The organism is Stenotrophomonas sp. GD03958 (assembly GCF_029839005.1).
In the GTDB taxonomy this organism is placed as follows: Bacteria; Pseudomonadota; Gammaproteobacteria; order Xanthomonadales; family Xanthomonadaceae; genus Stenotrophomonas; species Stenotrophomonas hibiscicola.
On record NZ_JAOBZT010000013.1, the window covers coordinates 36954 to 54052 of the forward strand.

General features: G+C 66.8%; 17 protein-coding genes. 10 read left to right on the forward strand and 7 right to left on the reverse strand.

Features of this window, described 5'->3' with window-relative positions:
• Nucleotides 1-79: 79 nt before the first annotated feature.
• Nucleotides 80-700: a glutathione S-transferase gene (locus N5C25_RS06220; protein ID WP_058979542.1), complete on the forward strand. Its 621-nt coding sequence runs from the start codon at nucleotides 80-82 to the stop codon at nucleotides 698-700.
• Nucleotides 701-882: 182 nt separating this feature from the next.
• A complete protein-coding gene (gene miaB, locus N5C25_RS06225; RefSeq protein ID WP_058979540.1) occupies nucleotides 883-2301 on the forward strand; it encodes a tRNA (N6-isopentenyl adenosine(37)-C2)-methylthiotransferase MiaB in 1419 nt (472 codons plus the stop codon).
• 73 nt (nucleotides 2302-2374) lie between these two features.
• Here miaB and N5C25_RS06230 read toward each other — a convergent pair whose 3' ends face one another.
• From N5C25_RS06230 to N5C25_RS06240, 3 genes are read right to left on the reverse strand one after another with little or no spacing between them, the layout of a single operon-like run.
• Complete coding sequence (locus N5C25_RS06230) at nucleotides 2375-3487, reverse strand: ABC transporter permease (protein WP_058979538.1); 1113 nt, start codon at nucleotides 3485-3487, stop codon at nucleotides 2375-2377.
• Nucleotides 3484-4407, reverse strand: a complete 924-nt coding sequence (locus tag N5C25_RS06235; protein WP_058979536.1) for an ABC transporter ATP-binding protein — start codon at nucleotides 4405-4407, stop codon at nucleotides 3484-3486. Before N5C25_RS06235 ends, N5C25_RS06230 begins: the two co-directional genes overlap by 4 nt.
• Before the next feature lie 20 nt (nucleotides 4408-4427).
• A complete protein-coding gene (locus N5C25_RS06240; protein ID WP_058979534.1) occupies nucleotides 4428-5384 on the reverse strand; it encodes an HlyD family efflux transporter periplasmic adaptor subunit in 957 nt (318 codons plus the stop codon).
• Nucleotides 5385-5824: 440 nt separating this feature from the next.
• On the opposite strand from N5C25_RS06240, the gene N5C25_RS06245 reads away from it, so the two are divergent.
• The 8 genes from N5C25_RS06245 to N5C25_RS06280 all read left to right on the forward strand — a co-directional run bounded on the left by N5C25_RS06245 (nucleotide 5825) and on the right by N5C25_RS06280 (nucleotide 12442).
• On the forward strand, nucleotides 5825-6811 hold the full coding sequence (locus tag N5C25_RS06245; protein WP_019659038.1) for a PhoH family protein: 987 nt from the start codon (nucleotides 5825-5827) through the stop codon (nucleotides 6809-6811).
• Nucleotides 6808-7293: an rRNA maturation RNase YbeY gene (gene ybeY, locus N5C25_RS06250; RefSeq protein WP_058979532.1), complete on the forward strand. Its 486-nt coding sequence runs from the start codon at nucleotides 6808-6810 to the stop codon at nucleotides 7291-7293. The genes N5C25_RS06245 and ybeY overlap by 4 nt, the downstream gene beginning before the upstream one ends.
• Before the next feature lie 47 nt (nucleotides 7294-7340).
• The gene (locus N5C25_RS06255; RefSeq protein ID WP_019659040.1) at nucleotides 7341-7946 is read left to right on the forward strand and encodes a hypothetical protein; all 606 of its coding nucleotides are present in this window, start codon (nucleotides 7341-7343) and stop codon (nucleotides 7944-7946) included.
• A gap of 78 nt (nucleotides 7947-8024) precedes the next feature.
• Entirely contained in the window at nucleotides 8025-8633 is a 609-nt protein-coding gene (locus N5C25_RS06260) for a hypothetical protein (RefSeq protein ID WP_279936613.1), read from the forward strand.
• Nucleotides 8633-9220 (forward strand): hypothetical protein, encoded by a 588-nt coding sequence (locus N5C25_RS06265; protein WP_279936614.1) that lies wholly within the window; start codon nucleotides 8633-8635, stop codon nucleotides 9218-9220. The genes N5C25_RS06260 and N5C25_RS06265 overlap by 1 nt, the downstream gene beginning before the upstream one ends.
• Before the next feature lie 64 nt (nucleotides 9221-9284).
• Nucleotides 9285-10166, forward strand: coding sequence for a transporter associated domain-containing protein (locus tag N5C25_RS06270; RefSeq protein WP_005408827.1), 882 nt, complete (start codon nucleotides 9285-9287; stop codon nucleotides 10164-10166).
• Complete coding sequence (locus N5C25_RS06275; protein WP_058979527.1) at nucleotides 10163-11413, forward strand: DUF4105 domain-containing protein; 1251 nt, start codon at nucleotides 10163-10165, stop codon at nucleotides 11411-11413. The genes N5C25_RS06270 and N5C25_RS06275 overlap by 4 nt, the downstream gene beginning before the upstream one ends.
• A 6-nt stretch (nucleotides 11414-11419) precedes the next feature.
• Nucleotides 11420-12442 carry a magnesium and cobalt transport protein CorA gene (locus N5C25_RS06280; protein ID WP_058979525.1) on the forward strand — a complete coding sequence of 341 codons (1023 nt, stop codon included), beginning with the start codon at nucleotides 11420-11422 and terminating at the stop codon, nucleotides 12440-12442.
• 139 nt (nucleotides 12443-12581) lie between these two features.
• On the opposite strand, the gene N5C25_RS06285 is transcribed toward N5C25_RS06280, so the two are convergent.
• The 4 genes from N5C25_RS06285 to potA all read right to left on the reverse strand — a co-directional run bounded on the left by N5C25_RS06285 (nucleotide 12582) and on the right by potA (nucleotide 16934).
• Nucleotides 12582-13946, reverse strand: a complete 1365-nt coding sequence (locus N5C25_RS06285) for an NAD-dependent succinate-semialdehyde dehydrogenase (RefSeq protein WP_279936615.1) — start codon at nucleotides 13944-13946, stop codon at nucleotides 12582-12584.
• 83 nt (nucleotides 13947-14029) lie between these two features.
• Nucleotides 14030-14872 carry an ABC transporter permease subunit gene (locus N5C25_RS06290; RefSeq protein WP_021203562.1) on the reverse strand — a complete coding sequence of 281 codons (843 nt, stop codon included), beginning with the start codon at nucleotides 14870-14872 and terminating at the stop codon, nucleotides 14030-14032.
• The gene (locus N5C25_RS06295; protein ID WP_021203561.1) at nucleotides 14869-15801 is read right to left on the reverse strand and encodes an ABC transporter permease subunit; all 933 of its coding nucleotides are present in this window, start codon (nucleotides 15799-15801) and stop codon (nucleotides 14869-14871) included. Before N5C25_RS06295 ends, N5C25_RS06290 begins: the two co-directional genes overlap by 4 nt.
• Nucleotides 15798-16934 carry a polyamine ABC transporter ATP-binding protein gene (gene potA / locus N5C25_RS06300; RefSeq protein ID WP_058979519.1) on the reverse strand — a complete coding sequence of 379 codons (1137 nt, stop codon included), beginning with the start codon at nucleotides 16932-16934 and terminating at the stop codon, nucleotides 15798-15800. Before potA ends, N5C25_RS06295 begins: the two co-directional genes overlap by 4 nt.
• Nucleotides 16935-17099: the final 165 nt, after the last annotated feature.

A 17099-nucleotide genomic window follows, 5' to 3' on the forward strand; every position in this document is an offset into this window, starting at 1 on the left:
AAGAATCGAGGACAGAAGTCGTCCGCAATAGTGCCCCAGGATGGCTTCCAGTTCACCACCCACCGCAAGGAGCAATGCCATGACCTCACGCCAGATCACCCTGTACCACGCCGCCCGATCCCGCTCGAGCGGCGCCGTGGCCCTGCTCGAAGCGCTGGGTGCCGACTACCGCATGCAGGTGCTGGACCTGAAAGCCGGCGCCAACCTGGCTCCGGCCTATCTGGCCATCAACCCGATGGGCAAGGTGCCGGCCATCGTCCACAACGGCGCACTGGTGACCGAGCAGGTCGCCATTTATCTGTACCTGGCCGACCTGTATCCGGAAGCCGGGCTGGCACCGCCGATCGGCGACGCCCTGCGCGGGCCCTACCTTCGCTGGATGGCCTTCTACGGCGCCTGCTTCGAGCCAGCGATGATCGACAAGGCGATGCACCGCGAGCCACCGCCGCGCCTGATGTCACCGTACAACGATGCGGACACCGTGCTGCAGGTGGTCGAGGCCCAGCTGGCACAAGGGCCGTACCTGCTCGGCGGGACGATGAGTGCCGCGGATGTGCTGTGGGGCAATGCGCTGGCCTGGACCACGGCCTTCGGCCTGGTGCAGCCTGCGCCGGCCACGGCTGATTACATTGCGCGGATGAGCGCGATGACCGCCTTCGACCGTTCGCGGCAGATCGACGCGGAGCTGGCGGCGGCGTAAGGCGTTCCGCCGGGCATGGCCCGGCGCTACCGGCCGGGGGCGGGACTCAGGTAGATCCACGCCATGCGTGGATGACCCGCCCGCCGTGCCTGCGGGGCGGGCCTGGCTCTACCGGGCCGGCGCACGCGCTGGGATACAGGTAGAATTGCCCGCTTTCCCGCCACCCGAATGGATTAAGCGCCATGACCGGGACGCCAGACGTCTTTTCGCCCGCCACGCCGGGCGGTACCCCGCTCGTTGCCCTGCCCGCTGGTCCGCGCAAGCCTGACCAGGTCAAGGGCAAGCTGTACATCAAGACCCACGGTTGCCAGATGAACGAGTACGACTCGGCCAAGATGGCCGACGTACTTGCCGCCAGCGATGGCCTGGAACTGACCGACAGCCCGGACGACGCCGACGTCATCCTGGTCAACACCTGCTCCATCCGCGAGAAGGCGCAGGAGAAGGTGTTCAGCCAGCTGGGCGTGTGGAAGGGCCTGAAGAACAAGGGCCGCGAGGTCATCATCGGCGTGGGCGGCTGCGTGGCCTCGCAGGAAGGCGAGGCGATCATCAAGCGCGCGCCGTTCGTTGACCTGGTGTTCGGCCCGCAGACCCTGCACCGCCTGCCGGAACTGATCCGCGCGCGACGCGAACAGAAGCGCCCGCAGGTGGACATCAGCTTCCCCGAGATCGAGAAGTTCGACCGCCTGCCCGAGCCGCGCGCCGAAGGTCCCTCGGCATTCGTGTCGATCATGGAAGGCTGTTCCAAATACTGCTCGTTCTGCGTGGTGCCCTACACCCGCGGCACCGAAGTCAGCCGCCCGTTCGAGGACGTGGTGGTGGAAGTGGCGCAGCTGGCCGCACAGGGCGTGCGCGAGATCAACCTGCTCGGCCAGAACGTCAATGCCTACCGAGGGCCTTATGGGGACGGCGAATTCGCCGACCTTGGCCTGCTGATCCGTACCATCGCCGAGATCGACGGCGTCGGCCGCATCCGCTTCACCACCTCGCATCCGCTGGAGTTCAGCGATTCGCTGATCGATGCGTTCCGCGACGTGCCGCAGCTGGCCAACTTCCTGCACCTGCCGGTGCAGGCCGGCAGCGACCGCGTGCTGTCGGCGATGAAGCGTGGTTACACCGCACTGGAATTCAAGTCGAAGATCCGCAAGCTGCGCGCGGTGCGCCCGGACATCTCGATCAGCTCGGACTTCATCGTCGGCTTCCCCGGCGAGACCGATGCCGACTTCGAGAAGACCATGAAGCTGATCGAGGACATCGGCTTCGACCACAGTTTCTCCTTCATCTATTCGCGTCGACCGGGTACGCCGGCGGCCGATCTGGAGGACACGATCAGCGATGCCGAGAAGCACGCTCGCCTGTCGCGGCTGCAGGAGCGCATCAATGCGCACGCCGCCAGCATCTCCGGGAAGATGGTCGGTACCGTGCAGACCGTGCTGGTGGAAGGGCCGTCGCGCAAGAATCCGAACGAGCTGACCGGCAAGACCGAGAACATGCGTTCGGTGAACTTCCCGGCGCCGGCGCGGTTGATCGGCCAGTTCGTGGATGTGCTGATCACCGAAGCGCTTACCAACTCGCTGCGTGGGCGCGTGGTAGCGGAATAAGGTGTGCCGACCAACGGTCGGCACCCACCGGAAATGATGCCGGACAGCGGCCGGCACTACCGAATGACAGGCCTCAATCCAGGCGCTTGCGGAAACGCAGGATCGCCAGCGTCATCATCACCACGATGAAGGCCAGCAGCGCCAGCGCGTCGTGCCACAGTTCCCATAGGGAGGCGCCGCGCAGCATGATGCCGCGCACCAGGCGCAGGAAGTGGGTCAGCGGCAGCACCTCGGCCAGCCACTGCACCGGCCGCGGCATGCCGGCGAACGGGAACATGAAGCCCGACAGCAGGATCGACGGCAGGAACAGGAACAGCGTCATCTGCATCGCCTGGAACTGCGAACGCGCGCGCGTGGAGATCAGCAGGCCCAGCGCCAGGTTGGCCAGCACCAGCAGGACCGCGGCCAGGTAGATGTCCAGCAGGCTGCCGCGGATCGGCACCTGGAACAGCCAGGTACCCAGCGCCAGCACCAGGGTGGTCTGCAGCAGGCCGATCGCTGCATAGGGCAGCACCTTGCCGACCATCAGTTCGCTGCGCGATACCGGCGTGGCGATCAGCAGTTCCATGTTGCCGCGCTCGCGCTCGCGCACCACCGCCACCGCCGTGAACATCACCAGGGTCATGGTCAGGATCACCCCGATAAGGCCGGGCACGATGTTCACCGCCGAGCGCCGCTGCGGGTTGTAGAAGCTGGTCACGCTGATTGGACCAGCTGCGATGCTGCCTTCGCGTAGCGGCCGCGTATTGCTGGTCGGGCGCGTATCCAGTGGCACCTGCGCCAGCTGGATCGCCGCACTCTGCACCACGGTGTCGCTGCCATCGACCAGCACCTGTACCGCTTCGCGTCCATCGAAGCGGCGACGCTCGAAGTCGGCCGGCACCACGATGCCGACGCTGATCTCGCCGCGGCGCAGTGCCTGCATCAGCTGGCCCGGCGTGTAGGCCTCGCTGCGCGGCGTGATCACGCCGGTAGCGACCATGTCCTGCACCAGTGCGCGAGAGGCGGCGCTGTTGGCCTGGTCGGCGATACCCGCATCGAGGTGGCGCAGGTTGAGGTTGATCGCATACCCGAACAGCAGCAGCTGCATCACCGGAATGCCGACGATCATCGCCAGCGTGATGCGGTCGCGGCGCAGCTGCCGCAGCTCCTTGAGCACGATCGCCCACAGCCGGCGCAGGTTCATGCCGCCGGCTCCCGGCCACGGCCGCGGGTGGCGGCGACGAACACGTCTTCCAGGTTCGGCGCTACGGTTTCGATATGCGCTTGCGGGTCGGGGCTGGCCAGCGCGCGCCGCAGCACTGCGACATCCGCTACGCCCTCATTGCACAGCACGCGCAGATGGGTGCCGATCTGCGCCACGCTCAGCACGCCGGGCAGCTCGGCCAGCACGCGGCTGGCCTGGCGTGGCTGCGATGACGTGACCTGCAGCGTGCGGCCGTCCAGCTGCGCGCACAGTTCGGCCGGCGTGCCATCGGCGACCAGCGCGCCACGATCAAGAATAGCCAGCCGGTGGCAGCGCTCGGCTTCGTCCATGTAGTGGGTCGAGACCAGCACGGTGGTACCGGCGTCGGCAAGTTCAAACAGGGCCTCCCAGAAGTCGCGGCGTGACTCCGGGTCGACCGCGCTGGTCGGCTCGTCCAGGAACAGCAGTTCGGGCGAATGCACCACGGCGCCGGCCAGGGCCAGCCGCTGCTTCTGCCCGCCGCTGAGCGTACCGGCCAGCTGCGGCTGCCGGTCCTGCAACCGGTACTGCTGCAGCAGCGCATCGACCCGTTGCCGGGCCTGGTTGCGCGGCAGGCCCTGGATGGCGGCGAGGAATTCCAGGTTCTCGCGTACCGATAGGTCTTCGTACAGCGAGAAGCGCTGGGTCATGTAGCCGATGCGCCGGCGCAGTGGTTCGGCCTGCTCGGGAACCGCCAGGCCCAGCACCTCGATCTGCCCCGCACTGGGTTCCAGCAGGCCGCACAGCATGCGGATGGTGGTCGACTTGCCCGACCCGTTCGGGCCCAGGAAACCATAGACCTGGCCACGGGGCACGGTCAGGTCGACCTTGTCCACGGCCAGCAGATCGCCGAAGCGACGAGTCAGGCCCTGCGCATGCACTGCGATGTCCGCACCGGTGTTCAGAAGCGCACCTGCACCGGCAGCCCGGCCGGAAGCGTCTGCATGTCGCTGGCTTCATCCACTTCGATCTCGGCGAGGTAGCTCAGGCGCTCGACGTCATCGCCGGTCAGTGCGTAGTACGGGGTGAATGAAGGCTCGCTGCGGATCGCGCGCACATGGCCCTTCAGTACGGTGCGCCCTCCCTCCAGCTGTATCTGCGCCGGCTGACCGACCTTGACCTGCAGGCGCAGCGGCTGCGGCAGGTAGACGCGCGCATAGGGGCGCTCGCCAACCAGCATCACCGCCAGTGGCGCCCCGATCGGTGCCTGGTCACCCTGCCGGTACGGCAAGGCATCGATCACGCCATCGCGCGGTGCGCGCAGCTGCAGCTTCTGCAGGTTGACGCCCTGCACCACCTGCTGCGCCTGTGCGGCGTCGGCGGCCGCCTGGCCCTGGGCGATGTCCTGCGCGCGACTGCCGTGCACCCGTTCCAGCCAGGCCTGCTCGGCGGCACGCACGCTGGCCGCAGCAATGCCGGCGGCCGCCCGTGCACGGTCCAGCTCGGCGGCGGCGATCAGGCGCTGGCGTGCCAATGGTTGCACGCGCCGATAGTAGGCAGTGGCTTCAGCAGACTGCGCGCGCAACGCGGCCAGTTGTGCCTGGGCCTGTGCGATCTGTTCCTGCCGCGGGCCGAGCTTCAGCTCTTCCAGCTGGGCCTGCGCGCGCGCCGTGTCGGCCTGCGCCACCGCGAACTGCGCGTCGCCGCGGGCGGAGTCGAGCTGCATCAGCACGGCCCCGGCCTTGACCCGCTGGCCCTCGCGCACCTCCAACGTGGCGATCACCTCGGCCGCCGGCGCCGGCACCGTGATCCGGTCCCACTCCAGTGTGCCCAGCGCCGTTGGCGTTGACTGCCCACAGCCTGCCAGCAGGCCGATGGCCGCCAGCCCGAGTCCACGCATCCCGTTGCCGATGCCCATACCATCCCTCCTGCGACGGCGACACGGTGCCAGCTGCCCCGTGCACCCTCAATGATTCCGATCAGCCCTGACGGTTTTTTCGCCACGTACGGGCGAGCCTTTTGCTGCAAGGCTCCTCGCCACCTATCCACAGCTTGATTCAGCATCATTCCACAGCTGGTGTGGAGAACCGAACGAGGGCGGCCGTACTGGGTGCCTGGCAGCGGAAGATGCGCTGCCGTCACAGGAGCCGGCCGGCTGTGACGGTTTTTTCACCACCGCCTCATACGCCTTGTGGCACAAGCACTGCGAAGGCCTATCCACAGGTTTTCGCGCCCCCCGTCCACACCGGGTGTGGAAAACCGCGTATCGGCCCGCTGCTGGCCGCATGCCCGGTACGCGCGTAACCTTGTCATCCCAAGTCCATCGCGGTGGACGGCGAACCCGCCCCACCCCAAGCAATGAAAAGCATCGATCATCGAGACTTCACCCTGTCGCCGGAAGACAACGAGCGATTGGCCAACCTGTGCGGCCCCTTCGACGGGCACCTGCGCCAGATCGAGCTGAAGCTCGGCGTGGAGATCGCAAACCGTGGCTTCGTGTTCCGCATCAGCGGGCCCAATGAAGCCATCGTGGAGGCGCAGAAGCTGGTTGAAGCGCTGTACGCCGAAGCCGGCGAGACCGTCTTCGACAACCACGCCATCCATCTGCGCCTGGCGCAGGCCAATGTCGAGCAGATCGCCGAACGCTCCTACGAAGCGCAGGAGGTCGCGATCAAGGTCAAGCGCGGTACGGTACGTGGCCGTGGCGCCAATCAGTCCCGCTACCTGCACCAGATCGCCACCCACGACATCAACTTCGGCATCGGCCCGGCCGGTACCGGCAAGACCTTCCTGGCCGTGGCCAGCGCGGTCGAAGCACTGAACGAATCGCGGGTGCAGCGCCTGATCCTGGTGCGCCCGGCGGTGGAAGCCGGCGAGAAGCTGGGCTTCCTTCCAGGCGACCTGAGCCAGAAGGTCGATCCCTACCTGCGACCGTTGTACGACGCCCTGTACGAGATGATGGGCGTGGAGAAGGTGGTCAAGCTGCTGGAGAAGAACGTCATCGAGATCGCGCCGCTGGCCTACATGCGCGGCCGCACGCTCAACGATGCATTCGTGATCCTGGACGAAGCACAGAACACCACCATCGAACAGATGAAGATGTTCCTGACCCGCCTGGGCTACGGCTCCACCGCGGTGGTCACCGGTGACCTGACCCAGACCGACCTGCCCAAGCACGTGAAATCCGGTCTGCGCGACGCCATCGATGTGCTGCGTGAAGTCGAGGGCGTCAGCTTCACCTTCTTCGAATCCCGCGACGTGGTCCGCCACCCGCTGGTCGCGCGCATCGTCAGCGCCTACGACCGCCGCGACCTGCATCAGATCCAGCCTGGAGCGACGCCATGACCCGTGGTCCCGTGCGACTGGACGTCGCCGTCAGTTATGCCCTGCCGCGTGCCGGCCTGCCGGCGGCCGTGAGCTTTCGCAAGTGGGTGGCCGCTGCGTTGAAGGGCCGCATCCGCGAGGCCGATCTGGCCATCCGCGTGGTCGATGCCAAGGAAGGCCAGTCGCTGAACCGCCATTACCGTGGCAAGGACTACGCCACCAACGTGCTCAGCTTCCCGGCCGAAGTGCCCGAAGGCCTGCCCAAGGGCGTCAAGTTTCCACTGCTCGGCGACCTGGTGATCTGCGCACCGGTGGTGGCCCGCGAAGCCGACGAACAGGGCAAGGCGCTCAACGCCCATTACGCGCACCTGACCGTGCACGGCGTGCTGCACCTGCTTGGCTGGGACCACGAGGACGACAAGGAAGCCGAGGCGATGGAACAGCTGGAGCGCGACATCCTGGCCGAGATCGGCATCGCCGATCCCTACGCCGGCGAGCGCTGACGACCACGCACACCGGGTTCATCACGGAGGACAACCCCATCGCGCTGTTGCCCGCACTCATCGCCGCTCTTCTGCAGGTAACCACTGCCCCGGGCATCGACCCCGACCGGGAACGACCGTCGCCGTTCCCGGCCAGCGACAGCGCGGCCGACATTGCCGCCAAAGTCGCCGAGGTGCAGGCCTTCTTTGACGTCAGCCAACAGACGGCCCGCCAGGCGGTCGCCGAGGCGCAGCAGCACGCATTGATGGAACGCTTGAGGGCGCGCCACGCGGCACGCCTGGCCGGCATGTGGGTGGACAATGCGACGGGTTGGACCGTCGTCGTGCGATTGACTGGCCCAGCCTCCGAGGCGGATGAGACCCATCCAGGGGCGGACGGCCCGCAACGCGTGCGCTATATCATCGGCGCTTCAATGACCGAAGCGGAGATGCAGCGCCGTCTTCAGGCGCAGCAGGGCTGGTTCATCCCGCAGCTGCCCGGTCTGACCGGCTATGGCCTGGACGTCATGACCGGTGAACTGGAGCTGGAACTCCGGGATACCGCTGGCGCGCGCGCAACGGCGGCGACCGTGCGCGACCACCTGCAGGCGCTGCTGGGCTACCCGGTCAGGCTGCGCTGGTACCCAGCGGCATCGCAGCGCCGATCGCCCTGACCCAGCCGGGCTGCAGGTGCCGGTCCGCGCGCTGCGCAATTGTTTGCCGCCTGGCATGGCGGCACAAGGAAACCAAGGATGACCTCGGGAAACAGCTTCACGGCGATTGCAATGAGTGCGGGCCTGTTCGCAGGCCTGCTGGTGCTGGGCGCGTACACCGTGCGCCGCATCAGCGCCCGCGACCCCAGCGGCGGGCACTGGCTGCTGCGCAGCCTGGCCCTGCTCTCGCCCTTGTGCCTGCTGGCCGGGCTGGCGACCGGCATGATCGGCCCCCACCTCACGGGTAGAGCAGAACCCGTCCACCTGCCCGGGCTGTGGGAAACGTCGATGGTGCTGATACTGGTCGGTGCCTTGACCCTGCCGGTGCTGTGGCGAACGCTGCTGCAGCAGCGGCTTGGCAGGCCGGTCAACGCGCTTCCGTTCTTCCATGCCAGCCGCACCTCGTTGCTGGTGCTGTTCGTGCTGGCCGTGATCTACGTGAAAGTGGCCAGGACAGCCGCATCGGAAATGTTGCCCTGGCTGACCAGCCCGGGCCTGTGGCCGGCGGTGGTGCGCATCGCGGGGCAATCGATGCAGATCACCATGCTCGCGGTCGTGCTTACCCTCTCACTGATGGTCGTGCGGCGGGCGATGACCGGTTTCCTGCGCCTTCTCAGCGGGCTGTTCAGGCGCTCACCGGAGCTATGATGGGTGCCCTTCGCCTGCGGAAACCGCCCGTGTCACTGCGCTGCTGCCTGCCCCTGCTGTGTGCCCTTGCGGTCCCATCCGCCTTCGCTTCCAGCGTCGACCTGCCGGCCCTGATCGAATGCCGCCAGGGGGTGGCCGAGCAGGCCGCGCTGGCGCCGCTGCTGGCCGATCCGCTGAAGGCCGTGGCCCAGGGCCTGCAGCCGCTGCCGCAGGGCAACCAGTTCATGAGCGAGTTCCGGCTGGCCAGCCCGATCACCGTCTTCGGCCAACAGACCGATCGGGTGGCGGTGGCCGGCGCCAGCGTCATGGCCGTCCTCGACCAGGCCGACCCACGCCCGCTGGCCAAACGGCTGGAATTGGAGACCGGCTACGACCAGGACGGCAAGTTCATGGCCGGCCGCGAGCTGGTCAGCCGCGACGTGACCGACCCGAAGACCGGCGAGGCCCAGATCGAGTCGATCATCCTCAGCGTCTCCACCGTGGCCTCCCACCCGGGCAAGACCCTGGCCGGCTGCACCTACAGCCTGGACCTGCCCGAGGAGGAGCCGGCCGCGGCCGCCCCAACCCCGGCCACCGGCAGTCACTGACAGGCCGTCACATCCTGCTAGACTTGGGTCAACGCCCGGCATGCCGGGTGCCTTTTTTCCAGAGATGTCAGAAGACGACAGTAGTAGCTCCCCTGCGGAGCACAGTGAAAAGAAGCGCGGCTGGCTTGAACGCCTGACCTCCGCCTTCTCCGGCGAACCCCATACCCGCGACGAGCTGGTCGCTGTCCTGCACACCGCGCAGGAAGAGGGTCTGATCGCCGCCGATACCCTGAAGATGATGGAAGGCGCCATTTCGGTGGCCGAGCTGACCGTGGGCGACGTGATGATCTCGCGCTCGCAGATGGTCTCGCTGCCGGTTGAAGCGCCCTTCCTGGAACTGATGAAGCAGGTGGTCGAATCCGGCCATTCACGCTTCCCGGTACACGGCGAGAACAAGGACGACATCCTTGGCATCCTGCTGGCCAAGGACCTGCTGCGCGGCGTGGTCGCCGACAACGGCCCGGCCAACGTACGCGAGCTGCTGCGCCCGGCAGTGCTGATTCCGGAGGCGAAGAAGCTCAACGTGCTGCTGAAGGAGTTCCGCCTGTCGCGCAACCACATGGCCATCGTGGTGGACGAGTACGGCGGTGTCGCCGGCCTGGTCACCATCGAGGACGTGCTGGAACAGATCGTCGGCGAGATCGACGACGAGCATGACGAGGCCGAGGATCCGTCAGCGCAGATCGCGATCCAGTCCGACGGCCAGTACGTGGTCGACGCGCTGACCCCGATCGGCGACTTCAACGAGCGTTTCGGCGCGACGTTCTCCGACGAGGACTACGACACCATCGGCGGCCTGGTCACCGAGGCCGTGGGCCACCTGCCGGAAGTCGGTGACGAGCTGGCGCTGGACCGCTTCATGTTCCGCGTGGCCCGCGCCGATGCGCGCCGGGTACAGGCCTTCCACGTGACCGTGCTGCCGCCGGACGCGCAGGACGACGCTTGAAGCGCCGCGGCCTGATCCTCATGGTGTGGCTGGCACTCTACGTGCTGGCCATGGCCCTGCCGCTGGCCGCCTTCGCGCAGCCGGCGCCGGCCACACCTGCCCTGCCCGCGGCCAGCGCTGAAGCCCCTGCTCCGCGCATCGGCGTGGTGACCATGCAGCCGGGCACGGTGTTCTTCGAACGCTTCGGCCATGACGCCATCGTGGTGGTCGATCCGCTCAGCGGAGACGCAACCTCGTACAACTTCGGCTACTTCGACCCCTCCGAGGACGATTTCATCAGCCGCTTCGCACGTGGCGACATGATGTATTACCTGGTGGCGCTGCCGCTGCAGCAGGACCTGTCGTACTACGACGAGACCGGCCGCGGTGCCAGCGTGCAATGGCTGGACCTGCGCCCGGACCAGGCGCGTGCGCTGGCCGCTGACCTTGCCGAGCGGGCCAAGCCGGAAAACGCGCGCTACCACTACGACTATTACACCGCCAATTGCGCCACGATGGTGCGCGACACCCTCGACAAGGCGTTGGGTGGTGGCCTGCAGTCGCAGCTGTCGGGGCGCTCGCGTGGCAACACCTATCGCAGTGAATCGGTCCGTCTGGCCTCGCCGGCACCATGGATGTGGCTGGGCTTCGATGTGGGCCTGGGGCCGTTCGCCGACCAGCCGCTGTCGCGCTGGCAGGAAGCGTTCGTCCCGATGCGCCTGGCCGATGCCTTGCGCCAGGCACGCAACAGCGATGGCCGGCCGCTGGTGCAGTCCGAACAGGAACTGTTGCCGCACCGCATCGATCCGGAGCCGAAGGAGTTCGCACGCCGCTGGTGGCCGTGGCTGCTGTGCGGCCTGGTGATCGCTGCTGGCGTGCTGGCGTTGCGCAACCGCCCGCGCCTGCTGGCCGGGCTGGCACTGCCGTTCTGGCTGCTGTGCGCTCTGTTGGGTGGCGTGCTGGTGTTCCTGTGGGGCTTCAGCATCCACTACGCCGCGTGGGCAAACCGCAACCTGCTGCTGCTTTCGCCGCTGGCCGTGCTGCTGCTGCCCGGTGCGATCGCGCTGCTGCGCCGGCGCCTGCCGGGGCGCATGTTCAGCATCATGTTGTGGCTGCTGGCGGTACAGGCGGTGGCCGCACTGGTGCTGCACTGGCTGAGCCTGCAGGCCCAGTACAACGTGCAGTGGATCGTGCTGCTGCTGCCGGTGCACGCGGCCCTGGCGTGGGTGCTGGGGCGCCGTCCTCACTTGTCCGAAACACGGCCCTGACGCACGATGGCGGGCATGTCATTGCCCGCCTCCGCTTCCGCCCCGGCTTCGGCCAACCCTACCTGCGTCATCAACTGCGTCCACTACGATGACGAGGGCAAGCGCCACGACATCAGCCTGGACGCCATCAGCGATGTCATCGCCAGTGGCAATGGCTTCGTGTGGGTCGGCCTGTACGATCCCAACGACGATGTGCTGCTGAAACTGCAGGAAGAATTCTGCCTGCATGACCTGGCCATCGAAGACGCGCGCAACGCACACCAGCGGCCCAAGGTCGAGACCTACGGCAATTCGCTGTTCGTGGTGGTGACCACCGCGCAGATGGTCGACGAGCGCATCCAGTATGGCGAAACCCATGCCTTCCTCGGCCCGCGCTTCCTGGTGACGGTGCGCCACGGCGCCTCGCTGTCCTACGCGCCAGTGCGCGCACGCGTCGAGCGCGAGCCGCAGCTGCTGAAAATGGGCCCGTCGTACTGCCTGTATGCGGTGACCGACTTCGTGGTCGACAACTACCTGCCGATCGTGCACCGCTTCCGCGATACCCTGGACCTGCTGGAGAAGGACATCTTCGCCGAGAATTACAAGCGCAGCACCGTGGTGCGCCTGTACGAGCTCAAGCGCGAACTGAACAAGATGCGCATGGCAGTGGCGCCACTGCAGGACGTGCTTGCGCAGCTGCGCCGCTACCAGGGCGAACTGATCCCGGACGAAGTGAAGCTGTACGTGCGTGACGTGCATGACCATGCGGTGCGCATCAGCGATGTGATCGACACCCTGCGTGAGATGCTGGGCACCGCGCTGAGCGTGAACCTTTCGCTGGTGACACTGGCGCAGGGCGAGACGGTCAAGCGGCTGGGTGCGTGGGCCGCACTCTTGGCGGCGCCGACGCTGATCACCAGCTGGTACGGCATGAACTTCAGCCACATGCCGGAGCTGAGCCAACCGTGGGCCTACCCACTGATGATCGTTGGCGTGGGCGGCGTCTGCGTAGGGCTGTACCGGCTGTTCAAGCGCTCGGGCTGGCTGTAGCGCATCGATCAACGGTCGATAGCCACCGAATCAGCAGGCCCCGACCGTTGGTGGTGGCACATGACCCGCTTCTGGTAGTGCCGGCCGCTGGCCGGCAATCAGGGCAATGCAGGCCAGCGACCGGCACTACCGCTCGGGATCAAGCCACGTAGACGGTCTTGATGTTCATGAACTCATGGATGCCATGGTCAGCCAGCTCCCGACCAAAGCCTGACTGCTTGCTGCCGCCGAACGGCAGCCGCGCGTCGCTCTTGACGATGGCGTTGACGAACGCCGCACCGCATTCCATGCGCTGCGCGAAGCGCTCGCCGCGTACCGGATCGCCGGTCCACACGCTGCCGCCCAGGCCGAAGCGGGTGTCGTTGGCCACGCGCAGTGCCTCGGCCTCATCCTTGACCCGGATCACCGCGGCCACCGGCCCGAACAGCTCCTCGTCATACGCCGGCATGCCCGGGCCGACCTGGTCGAGCACCGTGGCCGGATAGCCGGCATGGGTGCCGGCTATCGGCTCACCACCGATCAGCACCCGCGCGCCCTTGGCCACGCTGGCCTGCACCTGCTTGTGCAGTTCGTCACGCAGGTCGGCGCGAGCCATCGGTGCCAGCGTGGTGCCCGGCTTATCGGGATCGCCGTACTGGCGCTCGCCCGCCGCCTGCACAAAGCGACGGGTGAACTCATCGGCCACCGCCTCGACCACGATGAAGCGCTTGGCCGCGATGCAGGTCTGGCCGCTGTTGTCGAAACGCGACTTCACCGCCGCCGCCACGGCCTTGTCGAGGTCGGCATCGTCGAGTACCACAAAGGCATCGCTGCCACCCAGCTCCATCACCGACTTCTTCAGCTGGCTGCCTGCAGTGGACGCGATCGAGCGCCCTGCCCGTTCGCTGCCGGTCAGTGTCACCGCCTTCACCCGTGCGTCGCGCAGCACCTCGGCAGCCTGGTCGTTGTCGATGTGCAGCACGTCGAACACGCCATCAGGCAGGCCGCCGTCACGACACACCGCCAGGATCAGGTCGGCGCACTGCGGCACGTTGCTGGCGTGCTTGAGCAGGGCCACGTTGCCAGCCATGAACGCCGGGGCGAGGAAACGGAACACCTGCCAGATCGGGAAGTTCCATGGCATCACCGCGAACACGCAGCCGATCGGCTCGTAACGCACGTAGCTGCGCTGGGCTTCGGTGTCGATCAGCTGCGGCTTGAGATAGTCGGCGGCGTGGTCGGCGTAGTACTCGCAGGCGGCAGCGCACTTGTCGACCTCGGCCAGCGCCTCGGCCTTGAGCTTGCCCATCTCATGGGTCATCGCCTGCTGCAGATCGTCGCGGCGCGCGCGCAGCTGCGCGGCGATCTGGCGCAGGATCGCGCCGCGTTCCTGCAGTGAACGCTCGGCCCAGCCGGGGAAGGCATCGGCGGCGGCCTGCAGGCGCTGCTCGATGTCGGCAGCGCCCATCAGTTCATGGCGGTAGGTCACCTGGCCGTTGGCCGGGTCGATGATCTCGACGGTCATGGGGGATCTCCATCTGGAAGACCCCCATTGTGCGCCGCTGTCCGTGAGCCGGGTGTTGCCGGCGCTGTCGACGGACCGTGTGCTCAGCCGTTGTCCTGCCGCGCCAGCTGCAGGTCGCGCTGGCGCCGTTTCTCGGCGCGGGCATTGATGTACCAGCCGATCACCGCAGCGATCGACACTGCCGACACCAGCAGCGTGGCCAATGCGTTGATCTTCGGGCTGATGCCCATGCGCACCGAGGCGAACACCTTCATCGGCAGCGTGGTCGAGCCCGGCGTGGCCACGAAGCTGGCCACGACCACGTCATCCAGCGACAGGGTGAAGGCCAGCAGCCAACCCGCCACCAGCGCCGGCGCGATGATCGGCAGGGTGATGCGGGTGAACACGGTCAACCGGCTGGCGCCCAGGTCCATCGCCGCTTCTTCCAGCGACAGGTCCATTTCCTGCAGGCGCGAGGACACCACCACGGTGACGAAGCAGAGGGTGAAGGTCACGTGCGCGATCCAGATGGTGGCCAGGCCACGCGCCGGGAAGCCGGGAATCGCGCCCATCGATGCCAGCAGCGCCATCAGCGAGAAGCCCAGGATCACGTCCGGCATTACCAGCGGCGCGGTGACCAGCGCCCCGAACAGTGGCTTGCCGCGGAAGCGCTTGAAACGGGTCATCACCATCGCCGCCAGCGTGCCCAGCACGGTGGCGGTACAGGCGGTCCAGAACGCCACCACCAGGCTGGTCCACATCGCCTCCATCAGCGCGCGGTCGGCGAACAGGTCACTGTAGGCGCGGGTGGAAAACCCGGCCCAGACCATCGCCAGCCGCGAGCTGTTGAACGAATAGAACATCAACAGCAGGATCGGCAGGTACAGGAAGGCGAAGCCCAGCAGCAGCACGCCCAGCCCCAGGCCCTTGGCGGTGCGCGGACTCATGCCTGCTTCCCTTCCAGCAGGCGCTGCTGGGAACGGTTGAAAAGCAGGATCGGCACCAGCAGCAACAGGATCATCGCCACCGCCATCGCCGAGGCGCCTGGCCAATTGCGGTTGTTGAAGAACTCGTTCCACAGCTGGCGGCCGACCATCAGTGTCTCCGAACCACCAAGCATTTCCGGGATCACGAATTCACCCACCGCCGGGATCATCACCAGCATGCAGCCGGCGATGATGCCCGCCTTCGACAACGGCAACGTGATGCGCAGGAACGCCTGCCACGGCTTGGCACCGAGGTCGTAGGCCGCTTCCAGCAGGCGGTGGTCATGCTTGACCAGGTTGGCGTACAGCGGCAGCACCATGAACGGCAGATAGCAGTAGACGATGCCGATGTAGGCGGCGGTCGGGGTGTCGATCAGCTGCAGTTTCGGCAGGCCCATCGACGTCATCAGCGTCTGCAGGCCGGTGAACTGCAGGAACTGGTCGAGCAGGCCATTGCGGTCCAGGATCGCCTTCCACGCATACACGCGGATCAGGAACGAGGTCCACGAAGGCAGCACCACCAGCATCATCGCCACGTTGCGAGCGGCGGGCGACAGGCGCGCGATGGCATAGGCCATCGGATAGCCGATCAGCAGGGTGAAGAAGGTGGAGATCGCCGCGATCCTGATCGAGCTCAGGAACGCCTGGGCATAGATCGAATCGCGGAACAGCGCCAGGTAGTTTTCCAGGTTCAGCTTCAGCGAGAAACCGCCGTCGGCGTACTGCAGCAGCCAGGTATACGGCGGCGAGCCGACCCGGCTGAGCGAGAAGCTGATCATCAGCACGATCAGGAACGGCACTGCGAAGAACAGCAGCAGCCACAGGTACGGAATGCCGATCACCGTGGCACGCAGCCCCGGCAGCCAGCGCTTCAGGCCGGCGACGCTCATGAGGTCAGCACCACGCCGTCGTTGTCGCGCCAGTGCACCCACACGCTGTCGCCCCAGGTCAGGCCATCGCTGGCCCAGCGCTGCGAATTGGCGAAATTGGCCAGCACCTTGGCGCCGCTGGGCAGGCGCACGTGGTAGACCGAATGGCTACCGAAATAGGCGATGTCCTCGATCACGCCCTGCGCTTTGTTGGTGTGCCCTTCCGGCTCGTCCTTGCCGATCATCACCTTCTCCGGGCGCAGCGCGAACGCGACCGGCTGCCCTTCGTAACAGGTGATGCCATGGGCGATGTAGATCGGTGCCGGGAACAGCGGCGAGCGCACGGTGACATACTCGGGCAGGTCCTCGTCGATCACCCCGTCGAACAGGTTGACCGAACCGATGAACTCGGCGACGAAGCGGTTGGCCGGCTGCTCGTAGACCTCGTCCGGCTTGCCGACCTGCTGGATCCAGCCAGCATCCATCACCGCGATGCGGGTGGCCATGGTCATCGCTTCTTCCTGGTCGTGGGTGACCATCACGCAGGTCACGCCCGACGATTCGATGATGCTGACCAGTTCCAGCTGCATCTGCGAGCGCAGCTTCTTGTCCAGCGCGCCCATCGGCTCGTCCAGCAGCAGCAGCTTCGGCCCCTTTGCCAGCGACCGCGCCAGCGCCACGCGCTGCTGCTGGCCGCCGGAGAGCTGGTGCGGCTTGCGCTTGCCCAGGTGGCCCATCTGCACCAGGTCGAGCATCTCGCCGACGCGCTTGCCGATCGCGTCCTTGCCCAAACCATCCTGCTTCAGGCCGAACGCAATGTTCTGTTCGACCGTCATGTGCGGGAACAGCGCATAGGACTGGAACATCATGTTGACCGGCCGCTGGTACGGCGGCAGCGCGTCCAGGCGCTGGCCATCGACGGTGATGCTGCCCTTGGTGGGCGTCTCGAAGCCGCCCAGGCAGCGCAGCAGGGTCGATTTGCCGCTGCCGGAGCCACCGAGCAGGGCAAAGATCTCGCCCTTGCGCACGTCCAGGTTGACGTCGTCGACGGCGACGAAACCGTCGAATTCCTTGCGCAAATCACGAATGGAGAGATAGCCGGGCGCACCGGTCGTGTCGACGACGGCGGCTACCGGCTGGGCTTCAACGGGCATGGGGGCTCCGGGAGCGGGCGGTGGACAGCGGCCACCATTCTAACGGCCGGGGGCTGCAGGGGATATGACGGAGGCAGGCGGAAGCGGCCGTTGGCCGGCCTCGGGGGCTAGAGCAGTGTCGGTTTTCCCCCGCCATGGTGGCCTGTCCGCCGGAAGGCCCGGGCT